The sequence below is a fragment of the Anaerostipes sp. genome (assembly GCF_018381315.1).
GTDB lineage: Bacteria > Bacillota > Clostridia > Lachnospirales > Lachnospiraceae > Anaerostipes.
Window position 1 is genome coordinate 13,719 of the sequence record NZ_JAGZSD010000021.1, and the last position, 24,489, is coordinate 38,207.

Sequence of the window (24,489 nt, forward strand, 5' to 3'; positions counted from 1 at the left end):
ATTAGATAAGGTCAGTAAGACAAACAGGGATTCAGTTGAAGGAGGATAAGAACAGTGTATGATGTAGCGATTATTGGTGCGGGGATTACAGGATGTTCCATCGCATACGAATTAGGAAAGTATAATGTAAATGCAGTGGTCATTGAAAAAGAAAATGATGTGGCTGTCGGAACAACGAAAGCAAACAGTGCCATCATCCATGGAGGGTATGACCCGAAGCCAGGATCTCTGATGGCAAAATACAATATCAGAGGAAATCAGTACATAAAAGAACTGTGTGAGAAACTGGATGTTCCATTTAAACAGATTGGAGCCCTGATTGTTGCCTTTGAAGAAAAAGAAGAGAAAACGCTGGAAGATTTAAAGCAGCGGGGAGAGGAAAACGGCGTTCCTGATATGGAGATATGGGATCAGGAAAAACTCAGAAAAGAAGAGCCGAATGTGTCCGAAAAAGCAATTAAGGCATTGTTTTCTCCGAATGTAGGAATCATCAGTCCATGGGAGCTGGCAATTGCCCTTGGGGAGATGGCTGTAGAAAACGGCGTTGAGTTTAAGCTGAATACAGAGGTCACAGATATTAAAAAGAACAGTGATTCCTATGAGATTCAGACAAACAACGGAACTGTGGAAGCAAAATACATCTGCAACGCAGCAGGGGTTAATGCTGACAAAGTCAATGAATACACAAACAAAAAATCCTTTACTATTGAGCCGAACAAGGGAGAATACTACTTATTGGATAAAAGCCAGGGCGAATTGGTGAATCATGTGATTTTCCAATGTCCGAATAAGGACGGAAAAGGTGTTTTAGTTTCACCGACAGTTCACGGAAATCTGATCGTAGGGCCAAATTCACAGCCTACCGACGGAGATGATGTGTCAACCTCAACAGAAGGGTTATCCTTTGTAAGAAATACAGCTATGAAATCTGTACCTGGCATTAACTTCAGAGAATCTATCAGGAACTTTGCAGGTGTACGTGCCAGGACAAAAGAAGATGATTTCTTCATCTTTGAAGATGAAGAAAACAAAGGATTCTTTAATATTTCAGGAATGGCTTCTCCGGGACTTTCTTCTGCACCGGCTATCGCTGTTGACCTGTTAAAGATGATGGAAGAATCAGGACTTTCCCTGGAGGCAAAAAAAGAAGTCAAAGACCAGCGGAAAGTAAACAGATTTAAAAAGTTAAGCGATGAAGAAAGAGCAGCCTTAATCAAGGAAAATCCATTATACGGAAAAATCATCTGCCGCTGTGAGACAGTGACAGAAGGAGAAATTGTAGATGCTATTCACCGTCCGATTCCTGCAACATCCATTGATGCAGTCAAGAGAAGGTGCAATGCAGGCATGGGAAGATGCCAGGGCGGTTTCTGCGGCCCGAGAGTGCAGGAAATTATATCAAGAGAGTTAAATATTCCGCTGGAAAATGTTCCGCAGGACCGGGTGGGAATGAACATTATCACAGGAGAAACAAAAACAGGAGGTGCCAAATAATGAAGTATGATGTGATCGTAGTCGGAGGAGGACCGGCAGGCCTTGCAGCCGCAGTAGAAGCGAGCAAAAATGGTGCCGATAAAATCTTAGTGGTAGAGCGTGACCAGGAACTTGGCGGAATCTTAAATCAGTGTATCCACAATGGATTCGGACTTCATTACTTTAAAGAAGAATTAACCGGACCGGAATATGCAAATAAATTTATCGAAATGTTAGAGCAGACCAACATTGAAGTTATGCTTGATACGATGGTGCTGGATGTGGATGAGGATAAGAAATGCGTCCACGCTATGAATAAGAAAAACGGATATATGGTACTGGAAGGAAAGGCCCTGATCTTAAACATGGGCTGCCGGGAGAGAACCAGAGGAGCGATTGCAATCCCTGGTGACCGTCCGGCCGGAGTATTCACTGCAGGTGCAGCACAGAGATATGTCAACATCGAAGGATACATGGTTGGAAAAAAGGTTTTAATTTTAGGATCCGGAGATATCGGGCTGATTATGGCAAGACGTATGAGTTTGGAAGGTGCCAAGGTTGTGGGATGTGTGGAACTTTGCCCATATTCCAACGGACTTACAAGAAATATTGTACAGTGTCTGGAAGACTATGATATTCCTCTTTATTTATCCCATACTATCACAGATATAAAGGGTGATAAGAGAGTAGAACAGGTAATTGTACAGAAGGTAGATGAAAAGAATCAGCCGATCGAAGGGACAGAGATTACATTTGATGTAGACACGGTACTTTTATCTGTAGGCTTGATTCCGGAAAATGAGCTTACCAGGGCAGCAGGAATCACTATGGACCCGAGAACAAACGGACCGGTTGTATTTGAAAATATGGAGACATCTGCAGAAGGTGTGTTTGCCAGCGGAAATGTAGTTCATGTCCACGATCTGGTAGACTTTGTAACTGCGGAGAGCCAGAAAGCCGGAAGAAGTGCTGCTGAATATGTAAAGAACGGCGAGACTGAAGATCAGACATACATTGAACTGAAAAACGGAGACTGTGTAGGATATACGGTGCCTCAGAAAATCCGTCCTGCCAATGTGGATAAGATGGTGGAGGTTATGTTCCGTGTGCGCAACGTTTACAAGGATGTGGCAATCAAAGTTACAACGGACGGAGAAGAGCTGGCTTCCTTCAAGCGGGAACATATGGCTCCGGGAGAAATGGAGAAAATCGTGATTCCAAAGGCATTTTTGGATAAGGTGAAGAATGGAGAAATCACTGTGTCTGTAGAAAAGGTAGGTGCTTAACATGACAGATTTAATTTGTATTGTTTGTCCGAAGGGATGTCATTTAAAGGTTGACGAAGAAAATGGATATAAAGTAACCGGAAACGGGTGTCCGAGAGGGGCCGTATATGGGGAAAAAGAATTAGTCAACCCTACCAGAGTAATCACATCCACAGTTAGAGTTGATGCAGAGACAGCAAGAAGAGTTCCGGTAAAAACAAACGGCGATATTCCAAAAGGAAAGATTTATGATATTATGGATGAGCTGACCAAAGTAACAGCAAAAGCACCAGTGAATGTGGGAGATGTCATTATCAAAGATGTTCTTGGACTGGGAGTAGATATTGTGGCAACAAAGAAAGTTACAGCATAGCATTTAGGAGGAAAACATGAGCGTTATTACATTTATTTGTGCAGGACAGATGGCATCAGCAATTACATTTCCAGCAATGGAAAACGGACACGAGGTTCGTTTGGTAGGTTCTCCGCTGGACCGGGATATCATTAACGGGTTAAAAAAAGATAATTTCCATATCACGTTAAAAAGAACTTTACATGACGGCATCAAATACTATCAGATCGAGGAATTAGAGGAAGCTCTGGACGGAGCGGATGCAGCACTCTGCGGTGTGAGCAGCTTTGGATTAGACTGGTTCTGTGATGAGATCCTCCCGGTTATCCCGGAAAGTGTACCATTACTCTCAGTGACCAAGGGTATGGTTGACCTGGATGACGGAACTTTAGTCCCGTATCCGGTGATCTTTGAAGAACGCCAGCCGGAAGGAAAACATCTTGATATCAATGCCATCGGCGGACCTTGCACCAGCTATGAACTGGCAGACCATGACCACAGCCATGTGGCATTCTGCGGAAAGAACATGGAAACTCTGAAAATGTTTAAGGATCTGCTGGCAACCGATTACTATCACATCAGCATGTCCAAAGATGTAGTCGGAGTGGAATGTGCCGTAGCTATGAAGAATGCCTATGCATTAGGTGTTACTTTAGCGGTTGGCCTTTCTGAAAAAATGGAAGGGAAGATCGGCATACAGCATTATAATTCACAGGCAGCACTGTTTGGACAGAGTGTGAAGGAGATGACAAGGCTCCTGGAACTGATCGGGGGAGGCCCGGAAAACATTGTTCACGGTGCAGGAGATTTATATGTAACAGTCTTCGGAGGAAGAACAAGAAAGATCGGAACCCTTCTCGGGCGCGGATTAAGCTTTGACGAGGCTATGGAAGAATTACAGGGTGTAACATTAGAATCCATCGTCATTGCCACAAGAACAGCGCGTGCTGTAAGAAAGCTTGCAGAACGGGGAGTGGTATCTCTGGAAGAATTCCCGCTTCTTATGCATGTGGATTCCATCATCAATGAAGGGGCAGAAGTTAATATCCCTTGGGATGAATTTACTATGATTAAAGAATAAACAAGTGACTATAATAACTTGATAATCAAAAGGCGTGTTCCACATTGTGGGAGACGCCTTTTGGCTTGAAAGATAAAAGTTCTGGTTCTATAATGAAGAAAGGCACAGCTTGTTTAAGTTGATAAAATAAAGGAGGATTTCTCATGGAATACCGAAAGTTTGGAAACCATTATGTTATAAGACTGGAAAAAGGCGAAGAAATCGTTGCAAAGATGAAGGAATTATGTGAAAAAGAGAATGTTAAGCTTGCATCTTTGAGCGGCATCGGAGCTGTTAATAAAGTAACGGCAGGTTTATTTAAAACAAAAGAAAAGAAATATGTCAGCAAAACCTATGAAGAAGATATGGAGATTGTTTCTCTGGGAGGTAATGTTTCCTGCATGAATGGGGAAACCTATTTACACTTCCATATCAGTGTTGCAAATGAGGCGGGAGAAGTCCGCGGAGGGCATCTCACGGAAGCTTATATCAGTGCTACAGGAGAGTTAATTCTCACTGAGATAGAAGGAAGTGCAGACCGGGAATACAGTGAAGAGATCGGATTGAATCTATTTAAATTTTAAGAGGAGAAACATAACGTGCAGATATTAACAGGGAGACAGATCTATAAACATTATAAAGAATACAGTCAGAAGGAACTGAGGCTGTGCGGATGGGTGAAAAGCAACCGGGATTCCAGGGATTTTGGATTTCTTGTCATCAATGACGGGACTTTTTTTGAGCCTATTCAGATTGTGTATGAAAAACAGCTCACGAATTTCAGCCAGATCAAAAAACTGTCTGTTGGAACAGCAGTCATCATCGAAGGCATTTTGACAGAAACACCGGATGCCAGACAGCCGTTTGAAATTCAGGCAGCCAGCATAGAAGTAGAGGGAGAGTCTCCGTCAGACTATCCGCTGCAAAAGAAACGGCATTCTTTTGAATATTTGAGGACGATAGCTCATCTGAGACCAAGAGCCAATACATTTCAGGCTGTGTACAGGATCCGTTCTCTGATTGCTTATGCCATTCATAAGTTTTTTATGGAGCGGGATTTTGTCTATGTCCACACACCGATTATTTCAGGGCAGGACTGTGAAGGGGCCGGTGAAATGTTTCAGGTCACCACCCTGGATCTTGCTGAGCTTTCCCATGGAAAAAATTTGGATTATCGGGAAGACTTTTTTGAAAAAGAAACAAATCTTACAGTCAGCGGACAGCTGAACGGAGAGGCATTTGCACAGGCGTTTCGAAATATTTATACGTTCGGGCCTACGTTTCGTGCTGAGGAGTCAAACACTACCAGACATGCGGCAGAATTCTGGATGATAGAGCCGGAAATGGCGTTTGCTGATCTGGAAGACAATATGCTGCTGGCGGAAAATATGATTAAATATATTATTGACTATGTACTGGAGCAGGCTCCTGAGGAAATGGAGTTTTTTAATAAGTTTGTGGACAAGGGCCTTCTGGAGCGTCTGCATCATGTGGCACAATCAGAGTTTGCCCGGGTTACTTATACAGAGGCTGTAGAGCTTTTGGAGAAACACAATGATAAGTTTCAGTATCCGGTTTCATGGGGAACGGATTTACAGACAGAGCATGAACGGTATCTCACAGAAAAGGTTTATAAGAAGCCTGTATTTGTGACAGATTATCCAAAGGAGATCAAGGCATTTTATATGAAGCAGAACCCGGACGGAAAAACTGTGGCGGCTGTAGATCTTCTGGTTCCCGGGATCGGGGAGATCATCGGCGGAAGCCAGAGGGAGGATGATTTAGAGAAGCTTCAGATGAGGATGAATGAGCTGGATATGAATCTCTCTGACTACGATTTTTATTTGGATTTGAGGAAATACGGATCTACAAGGCACTCAGGCTTTGGACTTGGGTTTGAGCGGATGGTTATGTATGTGACCGGAATGGCAAATATACGGGATGTAATACCATTCCCGAGAACTGCGGGAAAATGTGATTTTTAATATATCATCTGAATGCAGAGGCGGCTGTGTAATTTTTTGCATAAGACCATGTTTTTTACACATGCTATGAAAAAAGAGGTGGTTTGATGCATTCCTTATGGCAGGAAAAAATAGAATTCCCATATTATCCGATTTTGAAGACTGATAAACAAGTAGATATTTTATATCTGGAGGCATCGCTTCAAAATGCAGTGGAGGCCCATTTTCAAAAAGAACAGGGAAAAACCGTTATGATTATGGAAGAAAAAACCATTGCGGATATGACAGAATTGGGGGGAATGGGAATCATAAAAGGGGAGACGAAAGAAGAGATCAAGGACCTGCACAGGTTAAGAGATTATATCGAAGGAAGAAATATCCCGTGCGACATGGTTGTGGAATCTAATAACTGTATCTGGGTTCATCCGCTGAAATTGTTTCTGTTTATGACAGAAGGAATTGACGTATACGAACAAATGCAGGTGCTGGGACGGAAGGAAAATAAACTGGACACGGGAACTGTTTATATAACAGCGCAGACAGTGGTAGAAAAGAAAGAGAAGAGTCCTATGTTTGTCCATGCATTTTCGTGCAGGGAATTTCCAAAGCTTGAGAAGCCATACAAGGAAATGCGCAGATACGGTGAATACTGGCTCATCTGTACAGATGAAGAAACGATAGAAGGAAGTGATTTCTCCTGGAATATATGATAGAATAAAAACAAAAAACAGGAGGACATTATGAGCAAGATTGATGAAATCAGAAAAGAAATGGTAGCAGCTATGAAAAATAAGGATAAAGCCAGAAAAGAAGCTTTGTCTATGCTGTTAAGTGCACTAAAAAATGCACAGATTGATAAAAGAGAGGATCTTACAGAGGCAGAAGAGAACGCGATTATTGCAAAGGAACTGAAACAGACAAAAGAGACTCTGGAATCCTGCCCGGAAGACCGGACAGATATTATTGAGGAGTGTAACATACGCCTTGCAGTGATAAAAGAATTTGCTCCCGAAGAGATGAATGAGGAGCAGATCAATGCAGAAATCAATACAGTGCTCAGCGAACTGGGAATCGATGCTCCAACCGGAAAAGATAAGGGTAAGATCATGAAGAGTCTTATGCCGAGAGTGAAGGGAAAAGCAGACGGAAAGCTGGTCAATCAGCTGGTGGCTGCAAGGATCCAGTAGGAGGCTGTATGGAACATATATTGGTTGTCATTGATATGCAGAATGATTTTATCGACGGGTCACTTGGAACTGAGGAAGCAAGAGAGATCACAGATCAGGCAGCAAAAAAGATCAGAGAGTTTAAAGGCAGCATTTACGGAACCCTTGATACTCATACCGAGGATTACTTAAATACTCAGGAAGGTCAGAATCTTCCGGTGCCTCACTGTATTTTGGGAGAAGAAGGCTGGGCACTGCATCCCGATATTATGGATGCCATCTCTGACACAGAGGCAGAGGTCATGGATTTCTGCCGCAAAGATACATTTGGATCCATTGAGCTGTGTGAACTGCTGAAACAAAGATATGAAGGAAAAGACACAGAGATTGAATTCATTGGCCTGTGTACGGATATTTGTGTAATCTCAAATGTTCTGATGGTAAAGGCGGCCCTTCCGGAAGCAAGGCTGATCGTCCACGCTGGTCTGTGCGCAGGAGTCACAAAAGAAAGCCATGAGAATGCCTTGAATGCTATGAAAATGTGCCAGATAGATATAAAATAAGTTTTACCTTCTATGGAGTTTATCACTGATACCCAAGAGTTAAAAATCTAACTCTTGGGTATCAATTTTTTTATTGAATAAAGAAATTATTTGCCTTGGTTCTTCTATACATGTTCTATATCTGTATACTCGGATATTTCCCGGTTAGTCGTCCGTAAATCTGAGACACTCAGATCATGGATATCTGCATGGCCGGTAATCCGTCCGAACATTTCAAGCTCTGATCTGCATACGTTCAGATAGTTGCAGAGACGCTTGGCTGAATTTTCTATATGAAGCCGTTTTCTCAATTCCTCATCCTGAGTGGCCACTCCAACCGGGCACTGTCCGGTGTTGCAGATGCGGTACTGCTGACAGGCAGCAGCCACAAGAGCGGCAGAAGCAACGGCTATGGCGTCAGCTCCCATAGCGAGTGCTTTCGCAAAATCACCCGGGAGCCTGAGTCCGCCGGTAATGACCAGATCCATGGAAAGGTGGTGCCGGTCCAGATATTTTCTGGCTCTGGATAATGCAAAAATAGTCGGAATGGATGTGTTGTCCTTTAATGTTCTGGGACTTGCTCCTGTGGCACCGCCCCGGCCGTCTATGGTTACAAAGTCAGCGTCAGCATAAGCGATCCATTCCAGATCCTGTTCAATATGCCCGGCGGCGATCTTAACTCCCACAGGTCTTCCTCCGGAGACATCCTTCAGCCAGTCTACCATTGTTTTTAAATCCTCTTTGGAATTGATATTCGGAAATTTGGAAGGGCTGATCACATCCTCTCCCAGAGGCTTGTTTCTTATTTTGGCAATCTCAGGGGTTACCTTATCCCCCGGAAGGTGTCCGCCCATACCGGGTTTGGTTCCCTGGCCGATCTTAATTTCTATGGCGTCTGCATTCCGGAGGTTTTCATCTGTGACACTGTACAGGTTGGGAACATATTCAAATATGTATTTATAGGCAGCCTGGCGTTCCTCAGGAAGGATGCCTCCTTCGCCGCTGCACATGGCAGTTTTAGACATGGCGCTGCCTTTTGCCAAAGCGGTTTTTAATTCTTTGGACAGAGCACCGAAAGACATATGGGAAACATAAACCGGGTGGTATATTTCCATAGGTTTCTTTGCTTTCTTTCCAATCACTGTTTTTGTATTCACGGGATCTCCGGCATTCAAAGGTGCAGGGTTCAGCTGTGCTCCCATAATCAAAATATCATCCCATGATATGATTGGCTTTAAGGTTCCCATGGCATCCACTACAGATGAACCTGTAAGAGCCATCTGGTGAATCGCATCCATCTGCGGGAATTCTTTGGAAGAACTTTTGGAAAAGGCTTCAGGATAAGCTAAAGGGTTGGAATTGCCGGCAGAAGAAACAGGTTCATCCTCTGCCGGTTCAAACTTATCTTTGGATGCCTTGCAGACAGGACATGTAAAGTCAGATCCAAGCTGAGAAAAAGGAGCAGCTTCTGCCTCATCGTCGTAGACATAGCCGCAGATACTGCATTTAAAAATACTCATAAAAAACCTCCGTTTCGTGTTATAATAAAAATATTGTCTTATGTGACAGACGCAGTTTTTACAATGAAATAAGAATTATTCTTATTATACCATATCAATGAGAAATTGTATCAGCAAGGAAACAATTTTTGGAGGAAGGACTATGATTTTTGAAACCCATGCCCATTATGATGACAAGCAGTTTGACAAAGACCGGGAGGAACTGCTTTCTTCCATGGAGAAGAACGGCATCGGAACGATTGTAAATATAGGCTCAAATATGGAGACATCCCGCTGGACGGCAAAAGCATCTGAAAAATATCCGTTTCTGTACGGAGCGGTAGGAGTTCATCCGTCAGACAGCGGTGAAATGAAGGATGAGGACCTGGATGAGCTGAGGCAGTATGCAGCAATGCCTAAGATTTTGGCCATAGGAGAAATTGGGCTGGACTATTATTGGGACGAGCCGGAGCGAAAGATACAGAAAAAGTGGTTTGAGGCGCAGATGGAACTTGCCAGGGAGACAGATCTTCCAATGGTGATCCACAGCCGGGATGCGGCAAAGGATACAGAAGACATGATGCGGGCGGTGCATGCGGAAGAGATCGGCGGAGTGGTACACTGCTTTTCGTATCCAAAAGAAATGGCTGAAAAGTTTTTAGATATGGGGTTCTATCTTGGAATCGGCGGAGTGGTTACATTTAAGAACAGCAAAACACTAAAAGAGGTCGTTTCCTATGCACCTCTTGACAGAATTCTGCTTGAGACGGACAGCCCCTATCTCTCACCGGAACCGAACCGGGGCAAAAGAAATTCTTCACTGAATCTGCCGTATGTGGCAGAACAGATTGCCGTCCTGAAAGGGATCAGTGCCCAAGAAGTTATTGAGGCCACAGAACAAAACGCCAAAATTATGTATCGAATGAAAGAGGTATAGATGGAGAAGTTAAGCAACCCTAAAAAAACAATAGAAGTCATCCAGAAGTATCAGTTTGATTTTCAAAAAAAATTTGGACAGAATTTTTTGATCGACAGCCATGTGCTGGAAAAGATTATTGACGCAGCACATATTACAAAGGACGATTTTGTACTGGAGATCGGGCCGGGCATCGGTACAATGACTCAGTATCTTTCTGAGTATGCAGGAGCGGTCATGGCAGTGGAGATTGACCATAATCTGATACCGATTTTGGAAGATACATTGTCCGAATGTGCAAATGTAGAAGTGCTGAATGAAGACATTCTTAAGGTAGACATTGGAAAGATTGCAGAGGAAAAGAACCAGGGCAGGCCGATTAAGGTGGTGGCAAATCTGCCATATTATATTACGACACCGATCATCATGGGCCTTTTTGAAAAGAATGTCCCAATGGACAGTCTCACCGTTATGGTGCAGAAAGAAGTAGCCCAGCGGATGCAGGCAGGACCGGGAACAAAAGATTACGGTGCGCTGTCACTGGCTGTCCAGTTTTATGCAGAGCCATATATCGTAGCCAATGTGCCTCCCAACTGTTTTATGCCCCGTCCGAAAGTTGGTTCGGCAGTGATCCGGCTGACCAGATATCAGGAGATGCCGGTTAAAGTTAAGAATGAAAAGCTCATGTTTTCTATTATCAGAGCTTCTTTTAATCAGAGAAGGAAGACTTTGCAGAATGGAATTAACAACAGCGGTTCACTGGATTTCTCCAAGGAACAGGTGGTGGAAGCTCTTACTAAAATGGAGCTTTCACCTACGATCCGTGGAGAGGCACTGAGCCTTGAACAATTTGCAAGGCTCAGTGACCTGCTGGAAGAGCTAAAGGGCTAAAATCCAGTAGCCGAAGTTTCCTGTCTTCTGACTGACTTCAGGAACGGTTAAAAAGTTTTTGAATCCAAACAGCTTAGCGATAAAGTTTTTTTCGTTATCAAATATACCGGGGATTCCCAGGTAAAGCCTTTTGGTGTGTTTGTGCTGACAAAGCATCAGATGCCCGTAGCTTCCGTAGTTGAGCAGAAGGAATCCATTTGTTTGGAGATTTTCCGGCACATCCGGAATATTCTGCAGATCATCTACTTTGAGTTTGATGCTAGGATCAAGCATATAAGAAGGAGGTAAGGGCAAGGTGGGATACTCCTTCCAGTCAAAGAGACCGGGAGTGCCTGATACTCCCTGTTCTTTGGCTTTCTTTTCCAGTTGAAGAGCTTCAATGTATTCTGCCAGTTTTGAATTTGCATCAGCAGCAGTTTCTTCTTTTGGCGGTTCCTCTTCGGCCACAGACTCGGCGTTCACAGGTTCCGGTTCAGGAATTTCAGGTTCTACATAGACCCTTGGAGGTGTTCCGGCCGGAACAGGTGCCGGCTCCGGCACTGTAGATTCTGTTTCGGGAGTTTCCTCAGGTATGGGGATTTCCTGCGGCAGTTCATCAAAAGGATCCTGTGTGGAAGGAGGGTCCGGAGCACTGGCCGGAGGTTCCTCATCTTCTTCATCTGGTTCCTCTGTAACTGCCGAAGCAGGATTCTGTAATGGAGCAGATTCAGGAGTGCTTTCGTCCTGAGCCGGCTCCGGCTGCTCTGTGACTTCGGGAGCTGGCATGACGATACTTTCTCCTTGCGCTGGTTCCGGCTGTTCTTCGTTTGCCGGAACAGAATTTTCCTCAGGCGCAGGTTCTGAATCCGCCTGCTGTTCAGGAACTGCCTGCTTTTCAGAAGGGGCTGGGGCACTGTCTACTTCTTCACTGACAGTCTCTGTCTGCTTTGAAGCAGTATCCGCGGGCAGAAAGCTGCGGATAGTGATTGGTTTATCATTCCATTCCGAACCAAAGAAGTGGCTGTTGGAATGATAAATTAAAAAGCCGTCCACCTGGTCCAAATCTACAACCAGAGGATAAGTATTCTTAAACTCAATGATGGTGTCATTGCGCTGGAAGGAATCCAGCAGGATGCCTTCCATGGTTCCATGGCGGAATCTGTAGAAATAGATTTTGTAAGTTAATGCCTCATCATTTGTCTTGACATGGAAGTATAACCGAAGCTGCTTCTGCCGTTTTTCGATCTTGGCAAACCCTGCATTTTCGCCTTTCATGCCATTGCTGTATTCGTATAGATATGAAACGATTCGTTGATATTCAGCCAATGTGATACTCTCTTTTTGATTTATTCTATGAAGGGGGCAGAAAAAATATGACCGGGAGAACACGAAATGAATGAAAAAGAAAAATTTATGAAAGAAGCCATTAAACAGGCAAAAAAAGCAGCGGCCATCGGAGACGTGCCGATTGGCTGCGTAATAGTTTCAGAAGGCAGGATTATTGCCAGAGCCTATAACCAGAGAAACAAAAGAAAAACCACTCTGGCCCATGCAGAGCTGCTGGCTATTGAAAAGGCCAGTAAAAAAACAGGAGACTGGAGGCTTGAAGAGTGTACCATGTACATCACTCTGGAGCCGTGCCAGATGTGCGCAGGAGCCATTGTCCAGGCACGGATTCCGAAGGTGGTAATCGGTGCCATGAATCCGAAAGCAGGATGTGCAGGCTCTATTTTAAACATTCTGCAGCGGGAAGAATTCAACCATCAGGCAGAGATAGAATCCGGAGTTCTTGGGGAAGAGTGCAGTCAGATGATGAGTGACTTTTTCCGTCAGTTAAGAAAGAAAAGCTAGCCTTCTTCAGATCCATTTTTTCTTTTTAAAGATCAAGATCTCTGCGGCAACGATAACCAGGCAGATTACAATAAGGATAAAGTAACTGTATGGAAAATGAAGTTCCGGCATATTTTTAAAATTCATCCCGTACCATCCGGTGACCAGGGAGAGCGGGAAAAAGATCGTGGTAACGACCGTCAGTATCTTCATGGTTTCATTTTGTTTGATATCCACCTGGGATTGGTACATCTCACGGATCTGCAGGGCATATTCCCTGAGGAACTGCGTATAGTTTAACAGCCGTTCCGCCCGGTTGGTAAGTACGGAAAAGTGCCGGATATCGGCCTGGGAAAAGAAACCCAATGTATTTTCTTCTAATTCACTGCTGAAATCACTGAGTTGCTGGTAATAGGCGTTAATGCGCAGCAGCCTCCGGCGCACATGGATCAGTGAATGGTTAATATTTGTATCTTTTCCGGACAGGATGATATCCTCAATTTCAGCCAGATGTGTTTCGTAGTCCTGAAGTCTTATCATGTCATCTTTGATAAGAGATTCTGTAAATAAAAATAAAAACTGCGGAAGTGATGAGACGTTCATAATATTTCTCTGTTCTATGATTGTCTCCAGTTCATTTATATGTTTCTTATCCTCGATTAGCACCAGAAGATTCTTTGAAAGATAATAAGAAAGGCAGAATTCCTTTTCAGCAGGATTCTTTTTATCCGGAATCAGAAGAGTGCCGCATATAAAATCAGAAAAAACATCTGCCTTGCAGCTGTTGATCCCATGGCTCTTAATTGTTTCAATAAACGGCAGATACGGGCAAAGGGACGGATATTTTTTCAGGTATTCTTCGGTTGTAAGCAGTTCTGCTTTGCTGTTTTGTATAGAATAAACCATGTTTCCACATCTCCTTTTTATCTCAATTATAGCCGTTCAAAAGAAAAAATAAAATAGAAAATAAAATAAAAGTTGACGAATGCAAACAATATTTAGTATAATCAAATTTGCACATGTAATATGATTTTAATACGTCAAAAAGCTTCCGTGCAGCCGGGGAGGCAGCGGTGCCCTGTATCTGCAATCCGCTATAGCAGAGGTGATGGCCTGTTTAGGGCTTTTCTTTGTGGAGCTGCCCTTTATAAGTGGCGTTGATGTTTGGGTCTTGCGCAATGAGAATCTACGAACCGTGTCAGGTCGGGAACGGAGCAGCACTAAGTAGAACCTCTCATGTGCCGTAAGGGTGCCTGGGCTGAGTTAACTGTAGAGGTAACGTCTGTGGAGAGAGTTCGACGCAGGCCGCACGGAATTTAATAATTAAATAGTTAAAATGGATGAACAGGTATACTCTGCCTGTTTTTTTATTGCATAGAGAAATTATCTGCCTGTGGCAAATCGCATTTGGCACGCAAAGTGCATAGAACAATTATGCACCCGGTGTTTTGCCAGGAATTGTGCTATATGCATAGAACGGAATTTCTTATAATATATATGTATGATAAAATAGCGGTGAATCATATTTAATGTTGGAGAGAGGGAGATCATTTGGATAAAAGAAGCAATCAGATTTTAAATCAGCTTTTGAAAGAAGAAGAACTGGATCTTAAAGAAGTGTCCGAGAAACATCAGGTATCTGAACGGATTATCCGCAGAAAAATAAGAGAGCTGAACGATGAGCTCAGAGCCGGCGGACTTCCTGTGATCGACATTAAAAGTGAAGGAATTCTGCGGCTTGAAGACAGAGGGGAAGGTCTTCGGGAACAGTTCCGGCAATTCATAAAAGAGAACAATTTTTATACATATCATTTATCCAAAAATGAAAGAAAGACTATCCTGGCCATGCTGCTTCTGAACGCAGACGAGTATGTGACGGCGGCATGGATTTCTGAGTATGTAAGTACCAGCAGGAATACGATCATCAGTGATCTGAATGACTTAAAAGACTGGTTCCAGAAGAATAATATGAACCTGGTTTCCCAGGTTCAGAAAGGCTATGTGGTTCATGCCTCTGAGGGAGATATACGTTCCGGGATGCTGAAGCTGCTGGAACTGAACCTGGATGAAGAAAAGTACGGTACAATGGGAGCGTATCATGTATTTGGACATCTCCTGCTCAAAGAGATTCAATATCAGAGATATTATGAGAAGATCCAAAGGATTCTGAAGGAAGAAGAAGCAAGACATGACTGCTATCTCTCTGATTTTTCTTTTTCTGTTGCAGTGTATGAACTTCTCATACTGATTAACAGGCTCAAAAAGGGAAAAACACTGGAAAGTGAAAGACAGAAGGAATGGGGCAGCACAGTGCAGAGTTCAAAATATCCGCTGAGCAGGGCAGTATTGGACCGTCTCGGCAGGGAGTTCTCATTCCAAGTGCCTGAAGCTGAGGCAGAGAACTTTGTATTCTGCTTAAGAAGAAAAAGCTATCTCAAAAGCGGCACCAACAACGTGGACCAGCTGGTTATTCCTGTGCTTATAGGAGAAGTTATTTACCGGATCACCAGCCGTTTCCAGATTAATTTTTATCTGGATTTTGCACTTTATGATCTTTTGGTCGACCATATGAAGTCCGCCATCTACCGCATGGCCTCCGGGGAAGTGCTGGAGAACCCTTTCCGCACAGAGATTGAGAAAGGCTACCCTGAAGTGTTTTCAGTGGTGGAAGAGTGCCTTAAACCGCTGGAAGATTACCTGGAGGTGAAGGTGCCCAGGGATGAGGTTTCTTTTTTGGTAATGTATATTGCTTCTATGCTGGAGAGGGATAAGCTGGAGAGAATGAAGGAACAGAGAGTTCCGGCAGTTCTTGTCTGTGCAATGGGAAGAGGTACCGTGCAGCTTATGCTGGCGAAATTAAAACAGCTGGAAGATGTGATTCATGTGACGGATGTAAGATCGGCTCATGATCTGAAGGACAGAGATCAGATAAAAGATCATCTGGTAATCTCTACAGTTCCTTTTTCAGAAGGAGAACTGCCTAATCTGCTCATGGTAACTCCTATGCTGGAGCAGGACGATCTTTACAGGATCAGAAGGAAGGCTACAAAGCTTCGGGAAAAATGGTCTGATATCAATGGCAAAGACCACAAAAACCGGATCGAAACAGAGACGGAACCAGAGGTTAAGGCAGAGAGAAACTTTTTGGCTGAAATGCTGTCAGCGGACCGCATTGAGATCAACAGGGAAGCAAAGGACTGGGAAGAAGGAGTGAGAGCCGCCGGGCAGCTGCTCTATAAATCCGGTGCTGTAACTTACGAATATGTCAATGCTATGGTAGAAAATATCCGTGTGAATGGTTCTTATGTAGTGATTTATCCGGGGATTGCCATACCGCACGCTGAGCAGGAGAAAGGGGCTGTCAGAGAGGCAGCCAGCCTTGTGAGACTGAAAAAACCTGTGGTATTCGGCAACAGTGAGAATGATCCGGTAACTTACATCATCGGCCTGAGTATTTTAAACTCAAATACCATTAACTGTGCTATATATAATTTGGTCGGGCTGTTTGGACAGGAAAAAGCAAAACGGGAGCTGGAAGAACAGGAAACACCAAAAGAGCTTCTTGAAACGATCCGCAGGCTGGAAAATCAGTACTGCCGGTGATTTAAATAATGCAGACGGAGACAGAATCTTAGACAGGATTCTGTCTCTTTTTTTATGCATAGAAATTGTATATAAGTTAGTACAATTTTGTGCGTTTCTTTGAGACAGCTCTTGGCCTTTATGGGACGCTGAGACGAATCTATAATGAATTTAACATAACAAGTTCTGAAAAACACGTTTTTGGATCGGAGGATAACATGATCTGGGAAAACTTAAAAGACACACTTGTAAAGACAGAAATGAAGGCAGGAAATGAACAGGAAATATTTGAACAGTTGGGAGGTGTATTAATTCAGGAAGGCTACTGTAAGAAAAGTTATGTGGAAGCATTAAACGAGAGGGAGAAGGTTTATCCTACAGGGGTGCTGGCCGGTGACATTGGAGTGGCAATCCCGCATACGGATCCGTGTCATGTAGAAAAAACAGGAATCGCCATTGCCGTGCTGAAAGAGCCGGTATCATTTTTCCACATGGGAACGAACCCGAAAGAAAATGTGAAAGTCCCGGTAAAGTTCGTCATGATGCTTGCCATTGCAGGTAAACAGCATTTGGAAGTGCTTCAGAAAGCAATTCTTTTAATTCAGGATGCAGAGGTTTTGAGAATGCTTGTGGAAGCAAAAAAGCCGGAAGAGATCATTCAAATCATTAAAAATAAGGAGGAGTCATTATGAGGACTTACAGAATCTTATCAGCATGCGGAACAGGAATTGCAACATCAACGGTGGCATCTGAGACGTGCAAAAGGCTTTTGGCAGAACGGGGAATTCCGTCAGTGGAAATTTCAGAGTGCAAGGCTTTGGAAGTAGTCGGGAGGGCAGAGATTTTTAATCCGGATGTGATTATTCACACTGCCGAGATTCCGGTAAATGAGCTGAAAGGGTACCAGACTTACCGGACATTGGAATTTATCACTGGGTTCGGAGCCGAAGAAAAAGCTGATGAAATCGCTGAATACTTGAAATCATTAGAGTAAGGAAGTTAGAAAGGGAGGAGAATTATGAGCGTTTTACAATACATCTTGGATTTAGGTTCATCTGTAGTCATGCCATTGATCATAACCATTCTCGGGCTGATCCTGGGACAAAAATTTTCCAAAGCATTCCGGTCCGGCATGACCATAGGAATCGGATTTATAGGAATCAATCTTGTAATCGGGCTGATGGGGGATTTTGTAAGCCCGGCGGCACAGGCAATGACACAGCGGTTCGGAATGAACCTGTCAGTTATTGACGTGGGGTGGCCTGTCAGTGCATCCATTGCTTTTGGTACGAAGATTGTACCGTTTGTATTTATTGTGTGCTTTGTCTTAAATATCATTATGCTGGCTACCAACACTACAAAGACATTGAATATTGATATCTGGAACTATTGGCATTTCATTTTGACCGGAGCGCTGGTGCAGTTTCTGACCGGAAGTATGGCCGCTGGAGTTGTAGCATCAGGAATTACATTCATTATTATCATGAAGCTTGCCGATTACTCTGCACCGAGGGTACAGGATTACTTCGGGCTTCCCGGGGTTTCTCTGCCTCACACAGAAACTGTAAGCTGGGCACCGGTATGTATTTTGTTAGATAAGGTTTATGAAAAAATACCGGGCTTTAATAAAATCCATTTTGACGGGGAAACGATTCAAAAAAAATTCGGAATTATCGGTGAACCGATGGTCCTGGGACTGATTCTGGGAGCAGGCCTTGGCGCCCTGGCAGGATATGAACCGAATAAGATTATTACCCTTGGAGTGAACATGGCAGCGGTTATGTTTATACTGCCCAGGATGGTAAGAATTCTTATGGAAGGCCTGATGCCTTTAAGTGAAGATGCAAAAAAATTCCTGGCGAAAAAGTTCCCGGGAAAAGAAGTCAATATCGGTATGGATGCAGCGATTGCAACAGGATCTCCTATGGTTATCTCAGCTGCCCTGATTATGATTCCGGTTACACTTCTGCTGGCAGTGATTCTTCCGGGAAACAGAGTTCTTCCGCTGGTAGACCTTGCCACGCTTCCGTTCTTTATGATCTGGCCGGTTGTAGCGTCCAAAGGAAACCTGTTCCGCTCACTGATCACAGGAACACTTATGATGGTGGCAATTTTATATATCGCTACCAACTTGGCAGGAACCGCTACATTAATTGCACAGTCAACAGACTTTACCTTCCCGGCAGGGGCAAAGGCAATCTCTTCACTGGATACAGGAGCACATTTAGTACCGTACATTATTTATAAGATTGCAGAATTTTTCCAAATGCTGTTTTAATCTTTTCACATAAGGAGGCAATATGTTATTAGAAAAAGAAAGAATGAAGGTTATCGAAATTGCATTAAAGATTCAGAAGGAAAAGCTGATCCCGCTTACATTCGGGAACTTTAGCCTGAGGGATCCGGAAACAGGATATGTATGCATTACCCCCAGCGGAATGCCGTATGAGACCCTTCATCCTTCAGACATTGTAATTGTAAGTACAGATAACAAGATCATTGACGGAGAACGCCGTCCATCCATAGAAATGCCGCTTCACACAGCAATGTACCGGAGACGGCCGGATGTATTCGGTGTGGTTCATACTCATTCTACCTACTGTACAGCATGGGCATGTATCGACGGAGGAATGCCGTGCATTACCTCAGAGGCAGCAGGTCTGGTAGGCGGAAATATACGCTGTGCGGCTTTTGTACCGCCCGGAAGCGATGAACTGGCAGAGGTGACTTCAGTGGCTATCGGAGATGACAAGGCAGTCTTAATGGGAAATCACGGTGCAATCTGCATTGATGAGAACATCGACAAAGCATACAATGATGCGATTGTCCTGGAGGAAAGCGCAAAAGTGGCATATCTGGCTTACCGGATGGGAAATGTAAATACGCTGGAGGACCAGATGTGTAAATTCCTGAAGGAAGATACAGATCAGAACTATGGACAGAAATAAGAATTAGGAGGATGGTAACATGCAGGGGAAAATGAAAGCACAGATGTTTTATGCACCAGGAGACGTAAGATTTGAGGAAACAGATATTCCTCAGATTAAAGATGATGAGGTATTGGTACAGGTAAAGGCAGCACTGACCTGCGGCACAGACCTGAAAACATACAGGAGGGGTCATCCGACCATTATCACTTCCGTTCCTTCTACGTTCGGTCATGAGTTTTCCGGAGTGGTTGTGGAGGCAGGGAAGGACGTTACTAAGTTTAAGGTAGGCGACCGGATCGTAGGAGCCAACACAGCCCCTTGTTTTGAATGTGAGCACTGCAAAAATAAGAGATACAGCCTTTGTGAAAATCTGCAGTATCTGAACGGTGCTTACTCTGAATATGTAGCTGTTCCGGCACACATACTCAAATATAATTTCTATCATGTACCGGAGCACCTGCCTTTTGAGCAGGCGGCGCTGCTGGAGCCTTTGGCTTGTGCAGTTCACGGAAGCGACAGGATTCCGGCCAAGGTAGGAGACACTGTTGCAGTCATCGGGGCAGGTCCTATCGGGCTGATGTTTATGAAGCTGTTAAGTTTGAAAGGATGCCGTGTTATCGCAGTTGACCTGTCAGATTACCGCCTGGAGCAGTCTGAAAAATTCGGAGTATGGAAGACGGTTAATGCTTCCGGAGAAGAGCATATAAAAGAAGTCAGAGATTTATGCGGCGGTAAAGGAGCTGACGTGGTAGTAGAAGCCACCGGGTTCCCTGAGGTTTGGGAAAATGCTGTCAATATGGTCAGACCGGGAGGAACAGTGCTTGCGTTCGGAGGCACAAAAGCAGGAACAAGCATTACCCTGGACTGCCAGAAGTTCCATTATGAGGAGATTACACTGAAGGCTGTTTATCACCACACACCTTACCATGTACAGCTGGCCCTTAAGCTGCTGGCCAACGGACAGATTGACGGAAGTCTGTTTATTACAGGACATTATCCATTGGAAAAGGCAATCGATGCATTGGAGAGCATCGGAAGGCAGGAAGGCATTAAATACGCAATTATTCCTTAATCTGTGAACGGGGCACACCGTATTTTATGCCCTTCGGGCTGGCGTGCTTTCGCACGATAAGGTATAATAATAAATAGTGTATATGAAGAAAAATTATTGCTGAATGCATCTTATTTGTTTTGTTGAAATGGAGGTCCTTATGAGTACTATTACGGTGATTGGAGCAGGGGTGATGGCTTCCAGCCTTTCTTTTCCTGCTGTGGAAAACGGAAATGAAATGCGTCTTACAGGTACGCCGCTGGATCGGGAGATTATTGAATCGGTGAAGGAGAACCGTTATCATCCTACATTAAAAAGAACGCTGCCGGAGGGTGTGAAAGCGTTTCAAATTGAAGAGCTGGAGGCGGCCCTGGACGGATGTGATGCGGTGATTCTGGGAGTCAGCAGCTTTGGGGTGGATTGGTTTATTCAAAATGCCCTGGCGAAGATACCGGATAAGGTACCGGTGATTGCAGTGACCAAAGGTGTTGAGGTTTATGATGACGGGACGATTCAGACATTTCCTGATCTGTTTGAGTCAAAGACAGAAGATGGAAAGAGTCATGAGTTTTGTGCTATCGGCGGACCGTGCAGATGCTATGAGCTGGCAGACCATGATGATACAAGAGTTGCATTCTGCGGCAGGAATATGGAAACCCTTAAATTCTTTAAGGAGCTTTTAGAGAGGGATTATTATCATATTGATTTGACTCAGGATGTAGCCGGACTGGAGATTGCGGTAGCCCTGAAAAATGCATATGCCCTTGGAGTCAGCCTGGGGATCGGCCTGGAAGAAAAGCAGCAGAAGTACATGTGCAATACCCAGTCAGCACTCTTTGGCCAGAGCTCTTATGAGATCATAAAATATGTACAGTACATGGGAGGGAATGTTGAAAACTCCATTCACGGTATCGGTGACCTGTATGTGACTGTCATGGGCGGCCGTTCAAAGGAGATCGGAAAAAGGCTTGGCGCTGGAATGCCGTATGACAAAGCCATGGAAGAACTCAAAGGTGTTACATTGGAGTCCGTGGTCATTGCCAAAAGAGCGGCAAAAGCCATAAGGATACTCTCAGAAAAGAATAAGGTAAACAAAGAGGACTTTCCTCTGATCCTCCACATTGATGACATTCTGCAGCATGGATCCATGCTTGATATACCTTGGAAGAAGTTTAAAGTAACAGAATAAGTACAGATTTCATATCTCCGGGACATTTTTAAGATGTTCCGGAGATATGGGCGGTTTAAGGGAGGTACACATGGAGTTAGGGTTATCGGGAAAAACAGCCGTTGTCACCGGCGGTGCAAAAGGATTCGGGCAGGCTGTCTGCCGGGTGCTGGCGGAGGAAGGGGCCAATGTAGTTTTAAATTACCGGTCAGGAAAAGACGAGGCGGAATCCCTGATCAGCAGAATGAATCAGGAGTGCCCGGGAAAAGTCTGCGGTTTCCAGGGGGATATGATGAACGAAGCAGACAGAGAAGGGCTGTTTGCAGCTGCTTTTGATTATTTTGGCGGAGCAGATATTCTTGTAAATAATGCGGCTGCATGGACTACAGCTATGGCAGCGGATATGCCGGAAGAAGATTTCCGCAGAGTAATCGAAATGAATCTGACAGTGCCGTTTCTGCTGTCCAAGCAACTGATCTGCCATCTGACGGAGAATGAGAAAAAAGGAAGTATTCTAAACGTGGTATCCAAAGCAGGTATTATGGGTTCCAAGCGCAATCACTCCCATTATGCATCTTCCAAGGCCGGGCTGATCGGCCTTACCAAATCTCTTGCTATGGAGACAGCAGGGTACGGAATTACGGTAAATGCCATTGCACCGGGCTATATGAAGACGGACATGCTTATGAAGTCATTCAAGGACAAAAAGGACGAAGAAGAACAGAATAAAAAAATACCGGTGGGAAGAATCGCAGATCCAAAAGAAGTAGCATATGCAGCGGCCTTTCTTGTATCGGAACGGGCCTCCTATTTCACCGGCATCACGTTTGATGCCACCGGCGGAATGCTGATGGGCTGAGCGGGCAGGGTATAAAAATTTCACAATTGTAAGTTTGAAAGCTTGTCTTTGACGTGATAAAATATTTTTTATAGCCAGTGTAAACAGACTTGGCAGCGATTAATAATTCAGAAAGAGGTGTGAATTCTATGGCAAAGATTGAATTACCTGATGTAAAGGATATTTTTTTAGAATACCGCAAAATGCAGTTGTTGTATCAGTCAGCGCTTAAGGAGATAGGGACTAAGCTTGAGATCCTGAATGATGAATTTAAGTTTGTACACAAATATAATCCTATTGAACATATTGAATCCCGCATGAAAAGTGAGGAGAGTATTGTCCGCAAGCTTATGAAAAAAGGGCAGGATATTACAGTAGAAAATATTGAGAGATATATAGATGATGTGGCAGGCATCCGGGTCATCTGTTCTTTTACACCGGACATTTACAGGATTGTAGACATGATTTCCAATCAGGATGATATTGAAGTCGTGAAGACCAAGGATTACATGGTAAATCCAAAACCCAGCGGGTACAGGAGTTACCATATGATTGTAAAGGTACCGATCTTTCTTTCCGACACGGTCGTCCCTACGAGGGTAGAGATCCAGATCCGTACAGTGGCTATGGACTTCTGGGCATCTTTAGAGCATAAGATTTATTATAAATATGACGGACATGCTCCTGAGTATATTCGTTCAGAACTTCGGGAGTGCGCGGAGATGATCAGTTTTCTGGACAGTAAAATGCTGGCCATCAATGAGGAGATTCACAGCCTGAAGCAGGATGGTATGCGGGAAGAATTTTAAAAAATTGTACCTTTTTCCTCCTTTTTCTCATAGTATATTATCAGTAGAGAAAAGGAGCAGCGTAAATGATGGATCGTGAAGGCTTAGGTGATCTGCCTACATTCGATATGGATACTCTGTCCAGAAAACCTATGGTAATGATGGATGAGCAGGATGAGGATGATTACCAGTATATTACGAAGATGTACGGACCGGTTGCAAGAGAAGTTCTTGAGTACATTGAGGATGCATGCGACCAGTTAGAGTACAAGGGAAGCATGATGTTCGACGAGTATATGGACCGTACCGGAATTCTTGTACTTGCGGACCATATCTATGACAAGATCAAAGAAAAGGAAAAAGAAGACTGTATCAAGAAGGACCGTCTTCTCTATCAGATGGTCTGCACACTTCTGGGCGGAGAACTCTATCACCGCCGCTGTCGGTACAGAAGAAAAAGGAGAATGTTCTCAGAGTAAGAGAACGGTTTTTAAAAATATTTAAATAATTCAGACAAAGATGCCGCAGACCGGCGAAGTATAAAAGCCGGTCTGCGGCATCTTTGACAGTGATTCCCTATAAGATGTTTAAAACAGTATCTTCTGTTAATCTGCACCTTAGGAGGTCTTCTCCTGTTTTGCTTTGTATTCTGCCTGAGCAGATTTGATCTTCCAGTTCTTTTCTGGAAATTCCCAGCTTCTCGCGCAGGATGGCTGAGACTTTGACCAAAGAGGCACTGCTGCTTTTAATGTGCAGTTCAGCAGGGCCTGAGGGCAGGCTGTCACCGGTTATCCGATAGCTGTATGGGCCGACGGAAGCACCGCTCCGCTGCAGAAGCCCATAATCCATGGCATACCTAAGAGCCAGTGTACTGTCATTGTTATGAAATTTATTTAAGAGCTCCGGCTCTAAAGATTTTGGATTGATCCTTGAAAAGACTGGAAGATTCCATGTGTTCCGGCATTTTGAACATTTATAAATCAGCCAGATATCAAGATCTTTTCTCTGGGCATTGACTCTAAACTGTCCCGAGCTGAGAAATTCTGTTTTCTTTCCGCATTTTTTGCAGTGCCGCACTGCGGGAGGCGGTGATAAAAATTCCACTTCCCATACTTTCACTGTGCGGGTTTTATTCTCCATATAAACTCCTTCCTGTTTTATTTAGAATAGGAAAAAGAAAAAGGCGGATTCTCGA

Annotated in this window: 26 protein-coding genes and 1 other RNA gene; 23 read left to right on the forward strand and 4 right to left on the reverse strand. The window is 44.0% G+C overall.

Annotated features, from left to right (window positions below; genetic code table 11):
* The first annotated feature begins 54 nt into the window (after nt 1-54).
* The 9 genes from KH180_RS13970 to KH180_RS14010 all read left to right on the forward strand — a co-directional run bounded on the left by KH180_RS13970 (nt 55) and on the right by KH180_RS14010 (nt 7,843).
* On the forward strand, nt 55-1,494 hold the full coding sequence (locus KH180_RS13970) for an NAD(P)/FAD-dependent oxidoreductase (RefSeq protein ID WP_290761356.1): 1,440 nt from the start codon (nt 55-57) through the stop codon (nt 1,492-1,494).
* The gene (locus tag KH180_RS13975; RefSeq protein ID WP_290761358.1) at nt 1,494-2,759 is read left to right on the forward strand and encodes an NAD(P)/FAD-dependent oxidoreductase; all 1,266 of its coding nucleotides are present in this window, start codon (nt 1,494-1,496) and stop codon (nt 2,757-2,759) included. The genes KH180_RS13970 and KH180_RS13975 overlap by 1 nt, the downstream gene beginning before the upstream one ends.
* 1 nt (nt 2,760) lies before the next feature.
* Entirely contained in the window at nt 2,761-3,111 is a 351-nt protein-coding gene (locus tag KH180_RS13980; protein WP_290761360.1) for a DUF1667 domain-containing protein, read from the forward strand.
* Nucleotides 3,112-3,127: 16 nt separating this feature from the next.
* Entirely contained in the window at nt 3,128-4,171 is a 1,044-nt protein-coding gene (locus KH180_RS13985) for a glycerol-3-phosphate dehydrogenase (RefSeq protein WP_290761362.1), read from the forward strand.
* A 143-nt stretch (nt 4,172-4,314) separates the two neighbouring features.
* Nucleotides 4,315-4,734: a PPC domain-containing DNA-binding protein gene (locus KH180_RS13990; RefSeq protein WP_290761364.1), complete on the forward strand. Its 420-nt coding sequence runs from the start codon at nt 4,315-4,317 to the stop codon at nt 4,732-4,734.
* 15 nt (nt 4,735-4,749) lie between these two features.
* On the forward strand, nt 4,750-6,135 hold the full coding sequence (gene asnS / locus KH180_RS13995; RefSeq protein WP_290761366.1) for an asparagine--tRNA ligase: 1,386 nt from the start codon (nt 4,750-4,752) through the stop codon (nt 6,133-6,135).
* A gap of 86 nt (nt 6,136-6,221) precedes the next feature.
* The gene (locus tag KH180_RS14000; protein ID WP_290761368.1) at nt 6,222-6,824 is read left to right on the forward strand and encodes a hypothetical protein; all 603 of its coding nucleotides are present in this window, start codon (nt 6,222-6,224) and stop codon (nt 6,822-6,824) included.
* A gap of 30 nt (nt 6,825-6,854) precedes the next feature.
* Nucleotides 6,855-7,301, forward strand: coding sequence for a GatB/YqeY domain-containing protein (locus KH180_RS14005; protein WP_290761370.1), 447 nt, complete (start codon nt 6,855-6,857; stop codon nt 7,299-7,301).
* An 8-nt stretch (nt 7,302-7,309) separates the two neighbouring features.
* Nucleotides 7,310-7,843 (forward strand): cysteine hydrolase family protein, encoded by a 534-nt coding sequence (locus KH180_RS14010; protein WP_290761372.1) that lies wholly within the window; start codon nt 7,310-7,312, stop codon nt 7,841-7,843.
* Between the two features lie 104 nt (nt 7,844-7,947).
* Here KH180_RS14010 and KH180_RS14015 read toward each other — a convergent pair whose 3' ends face one another.
* Nucleotides 7,948-9,342, reverse strand: coding sequence for a glutamate synthase-related protein (locus KH180_RS14015; RefSeq protein WP_290761374.1), 1,395 nt, complete (start codon nt 9,340-9,342; stop codon nt 7,948-7,950).
* 142 nt (nt 9,343-9,484) lie between these two features.
* Here KH180_RS14015 and KH180_RS14020 point away from each other — a divergent pair, with 142 nt between their 5' ends.
* Nucleotides 9,485-10,258, forward strand: a complete 774-nt coding sequence (locus KH180_RS14020) for a TatD family hydrolase (protein WP_290761375.1) — start codon at nt 9,485-9,487, stop codon at nt 10,256-10,258.
* Nucleotides 10,259-11,128 carry a 16S rRNA (adenine(1518)-N(6)/adenine(1519)-N(6))-dimethyltransferase RsmA gene (gene rsmA, locus KH180_RS14025; RefSeq protein ID WP_290761376.1) on the forward strand — a complete coding sequence of 290 codons (870 nt, stop codon included), beginning with the start codon at nt 10,259-10,261 and terminating at the stop codon, nt 11,126-11,128. It begins immediately after the preceding gene.
* On the opposite strand, the gene KH180_RS14030 is transcribed toward rsmA, so the two are convergent.
* Entirely contained in the window at nt 11,117-12,433 is a 1,317-nt protein-coding gene (locus KH180_RS14030) for a DUF6128 domain-containing protein (RefSeq protein WP_290761377.1), read from the reverse strand. The two genes, rsmA and KH180_RS14030, sit on opposite strands and share 12 nt — an antisense overlap.
* Before the next feature lie 66 nt (nt 12,434-12,499).
* On the opposite strand from KH180_RS14030, the gene tadA reads away from it, so the two are divergent.
* Nucleotides 12,500-12,958 carry a tRNA adenosine(34) deaminase TadA gene (gene tadA / locus KH180_RS14035; protein ID WP_290761379.1) on the forward strand — a complete coding sequence of 153 codons (459 nt, stop codon included), beginning with the start codon at nt 12,500-12,502 and terminating at the stop codon, nt 12,956-12,958.
* 6 nt (nt 12,959-12,964) lie between these two features.
* Here tadA and KH180_RS14040 read toward each other — a convergent pair whose 3' ends face one another.
* A complete protein-coding gene (locus tag KH180_RS14040; RefSeq protein WP_290761380.1) occupies nt 12,965-13,843 on the reverse strand; it encodes a magnesium transporter CorA family protein in 879 nt (292 codons plus the stop codon).
* Between the two features lie 145 nt (nt 13,844-13,988).
* Between KH180_RS14040 and ffs the strand changes: the two genes are divergently transcribed.
* From ffs to KH180_RS14095, 11 genes are all read left to right on the forward strand, one after another.
* An RNA gene (ffs, locus tag KH180_RS14045) (signal recognition particle sRNA large type) lies at nt 13,989-14,250 on the forward strand.
* Between the two features lie 238 nt (nt 14,251-14,488).
* Nucleotides 14,489-16,540: a BglG family transcription antiterminator gene (locus KH180_RS14050; RefSeq protein WP_290761382.1), complete on the forward strand. Its 2,052-nt coding sequence runs from the start codon at nt 14,489-14,491 to the stop codon at nt 16,538-16,540.
* A gap of 197 nt (nt 16,541-16,737) precedes the next feature.
* On the forward strand, nt 16,738-17,211 hold the full coding sequence (locus KH180_RS14055) for a PTS sugar transporter subunit IIA (protein WP_290761384.1): 474 nt from the start codon (nt 16,738-16,740) through the stop codon (nt 17,209-17,211).
* Nucleotides 17,208-17,513 carry an MtlR transcriptional regulator gene (locus KH180_RS14060; RefSeq protein WP_290761386.1) on the forward strand — a complete coding sequence of 102 codons (306 nt, stop codon included), beginning with the start codon at nt 17,208-17,210 and terminating at the stop codon, nt 17,511-17,513. The genes KH180_RS14055 and KH180_RS14060 overlap by 4 nt, the downstream gene beginning before the upstream one ends.
* A 24-nt stretch (nt 17,514-17,537) precedes the next feature.
* Nucleotides 17,538-18,797: a PTS galactitol transporter subunit IIC gene (locus tag KH180_RS14065; RefSeq protein WP_290761387.1), complete on the forward strand. Its 1,260-nt coding sequence runs from the start codon at nt 17,538-17,540 to the stop codon at nt 18,795-18,797.
* 22 nt (nt 18,798-18,819) lie between these two features.
* The gene (locus KH180_RS14070; protein ID WP_290761388.1) at nt 18,820-19,467 is read left to right on the forward strand and encodes a class II aldolase/adducin family protein; all 648 of its coding nucleotides are present in this window, start codon (nt 18,820-18,822) and stop codon (nt 19,465-19,467) included.
* A gap of 19 nt (nt 19,468-19,486) precedes the next feature.
* Nucleotides 19,487-20,521: a zinc-dependent alcohol dehydrogenase gene (locus tag KH180_RS14075; protein ID WP_290761390.1), complete on the forward strand. Its 1,035-nt coding sequence runs from the start codon at nt 19,487-19,489 to the stop codon at nt 20,519-20,521.
* Between the two features lie 139 nt (nt 20,522-20,660).
* A complete protein-coding gene (locus KH180_RS14080) occupies nt 20,661-21,689 on the forward strand; it encodes a glycerol-3-phosphate dehydrogenase (RefSeq protein ID WP_290761392.1) in 1,029 nt (342 codons plus the stop codon).
* A 70-nt stretch (nt 21,690-21,759) separates the two neighbouring features.
* On the forward strand, nt 21,760-22,527 hold the full coding sequence (locus KH180_RS14085) for an SDR family NAD(P)-dependent oxidoreductase (RefSeq protein WP_290761394.1): 768 nt from the start codon (nt 21,760-21,762) through the stop codon (nt 22,525-22,527).
* A 128-nt stretch (nt 22,528-22,655) separates the two neighbouring features.
* Nucleotides 22,656-23,315 carry a GTP pyrophosphokinase gene (locus tag KH180_RS14090; RefSeq protein WP_290761396.1) on the forward strand — a complete coding sequence of 220 codons (660 nt, stop codon included), beginning with the start codon at nt 22,656-22,658 and terminating at the stop codon, nt 23,313-23,315.
* Nucleotides 23,316-23,380: 65 nt separating this feature from the next.
* Nucleotides 23,381-23,773: a hypothetical protein gene (locus KH180_RS14095; protein ID WP_290761398.1), complete on the forward strand. Its 393-nt coding sequence runs from the start codon at nt 23,381-23,383 to the stop codon at nt 23,771-23,773.
* A gap of 97 nt (nt 23,774-23,870) precedes the next feature.
* Here the strand turns inward: KH180_RS14095 and KH180_RS14100 are convergent, their stop codons facing one another.
* The gene (locus KH180_RS14100; RefSeq protein WP_290761399.1) at nt 23,871-24,434 is read right to left on the reverse strand and encodes a DUF1062 domain-containing protein; all 564 of its coding nucleotides are present in this window, start codon (nt 24,432-24,434) and stop codon (nt 23,871-23,873) included.
* Between the last annotated feature and the right edge of the window lie 55 nt (nt 24,435-24,489).

Bases quoted from the DNA above. Each gene is read 5' to 3' on its own strand.
- KH180_RS13975 (WP_290761358.1), top strand. From the start codon at position 1,494: ATGAAGTATGATGTGATCGTAGTCGGAGGAGGACCGGCAGGCCTTGCA.
- KH180_RS13980 (WP_290761360.1), top strand. From the start codon at position 2,761: ATGACAGATTTAATTTGTATTGTTTGTCCGAAGGGATGTCATTTAAAG.
- KH180_RS13985 (WP_290761362.1), top strand. From the start codon at position 3,128: ATGAGCGTTATTACATTTATTTGTGCAGGACAGATGGCATCAGCAATT.
- KH180_RS13990 (WP_290761364.1), top strand. From the start codon at position 4,315: ATGGAATACCGAAAGTTTGGAAACCATTATGTTATAAGACTGGAAAAA.
- KH180_RS14000 (WP_290761368.1), top strand. From the start codon at position 6,222: ATGCATTCCTTATGGCAGGAAAAAATAGAATTCCCATATTATCCGATT.
- KH180_RS14005 (WP_290761370.1), top strand. From the start codon at position 6,855: ATGAGCAAGATTGATGAAATCAGAAAAGAAATGGTAGCAGCTATGAAA.
- KH180_RS14010 (WP_290761372.1), top strand. From the start codon at position 7,310: ATGGAACATATATTGGTTGTCATTGATATGCAGAATGATTTTATCGAC.
- KH180_RS14015 (WP_290761374.1), bottom strand. From the start codon at position 9,342: ATGAGTATTTTTAAATGCAGTATCTGCGGCTATGTCTACGACGATGAG.
- KH180_RS14020 (WP_290761375.1), top strand. From the start codon at position 9,485: ATGATTTTTGAAACCCATGCCCATTATGATGACAAGCAGTTTGACAAA.
- rsmA (WP_290761376.1), top strand. From the start codon at position 10,259: ATGGAGAAGTTAAGCAACCCTAAAAAAACAATAGAAGTCATCCAGAAG.
- tadA (WP_290761379.1), top strand. From the start codon at position 12,500: ATGAATGAAAAAGAAAAATTTATGAAAGAAGCCATTAAACAGGCAAAA.
- KH180_RS14040 (WP_290761380.1), bottom strand. From the start codon at position 13,843: ATGGTTTATTCTATACAAAACAGCAAAGCAGAACTGCTTACAACCGAA.
- KH180_RS14055 (WP_290761384.1), top strand. From the start codon at position 16,738: ATGATCTGGGAAAACTTAAAAGACACACTTGTAAAGACAGAAATGAAG.
- KH180_RS14060 (WP_290761386.1), top strand. From the start codon at position 17,208: ATGAGGACTTACAGAATCTTATCAGCATGCGGAACAGGAATTGCAACA.
- KH180_RS14065 (WP_290761387.1), top strand. From the start codon at position 17,538: ATGAGCGTTTTACAATACATCTTGGATTTAGGTTCATCTGTAGTCATG.
- KH180_RS14070 (WP_290761388.1), top strand. From the start codon at position 18,820: ATGTTATTAGAAAAAGAAAGAATGAAGGTTATCGAAATTGCATTAAAG.
- KH180_RS14075 (WP_290761390.1), top strand. From the start codon at position 19,487: ATGCAGGGGAAAATGAAAGCACAGATGTTTTATGCACCAGGAGACGTA.
- KH180_RS14080 (WP_290761392.1), top strand. From the start codon at position 20,661: ATGAGTACTATTACGGTGATTGGAGCAGGGGTGATGGCTTCCAGCCTT.
- KH180_RS14085 (WP_290761394.1), top strand. From the start codon at position 21,760: ATGGAGTTAGGGTTATCGGGAAAAACAGCCGTTGTCACCGGCGGTGCA.
- KH180_RS14090 (WP_290761396.1), top strand. From the start codon at position 22,656: ATGGCAAAGATTGAATTACCTGATGTAAAGGATATTTTTTTAGAATAC.
- KH180_RS14095 (WP_290761398.1), top strand. From the start codon at position 23,381: ATGATGGATCGTGAAGGCTTAGGTGATCTGCCTACATTCGATATGGAT.
- KH180_RS14100 (WP_290761399.1), bottom strand. From the start codon at position 24,434: ATGGAGAATAAAACCCGCACAGTGAAAGTATGGGAAGTGGAATTTTTA.